Source organism: Psychrobacter sp. 1Y4, from assembly GCF_051847555.1.
In genome coordinates this window covers 1-756 of the sequence record NZ_JBPYDE010000458.1, presented here as the reverse complement: position 1 = coordinate 756, position 756 = coordinate 1, and the positions used below count along the sequence as shown (strand labels likewise).

2 pseudogenes are annotated in these 756 nt (G+C 36.8%); both read right to left on the bottom strand.

Features of this window, described 5'->3' with window-relative positions:
- Positions 1-366: pseudogene (locus ACS8FC_RS16955) on the bottom strand (hypothetical protein); the annotation flags it as partial.
- 195 nt (positions 367-561) lie between these two features.
- Positions 562-756: pseudogene (locus tag ACS8FC_RS16950) on the bottom strand (saccharopine dehydrogenase); the annotation flags it as partial.

Genomic DNA, 756 nt, shown 5'->3' with positions numbered 1-756 from the left:
ATCAATATTAATTAAAGAATCTACATTTTTACATATCAAGGTACCTAATTTTATAGTAGGTTCTACAAGACCAAGATCAAAAGGACCAAAAGAAAATCCTTTCTGATTACAAATAGGATTTAAAGATCGCATTTTGATAGTGTCTTTAGATAGAATTTTTCTAGTGACTCGATCATGGCAGCCTCCACACAACAAAACAATATGTTCAGGATTGTGTTCCTTTGCTTCAGCAAAAGTAGGATCAAGATGTTCATATTGATATACGGCGTTACCACAGTTAACACAACCAAACCCACAGCGCTGCCTAACTTCTCTTTTCACTAAAGAGGATATAGTATCTTTTAAACCATATTTATTGACTCTCAATTTTACTGTCCTTAATATTTTTTTAAAGTGAAAGCTAATGAGTATAAAAAGTAGAGCATTTGTAGAAAATAAAATGGTAGCTACCAGTGATAGTAGCAAGAACGCCATGTCACCGCTAGCCCCCTTTATTCATATAACTAGACATAAAAAAAGCCTATCTATAAAAGATAGGCTTTTCTAAATAACATTTGCTAATTAAATATCAAACTCAAGCGCTCTATCACCTTCGCTATCTTTGATACGCGTTGGCAGACCAATCTTGTTGAGCAGATTGATAAATGGCTTTGCATCTAGCTCTTCGACGTTGACCATCTTGCCTGCGTCCCATTCGCCAGTCGCGACTAGCATCGCAGCAGCTACGGGTGGCACGCCTGCAGTATAAGAGATACC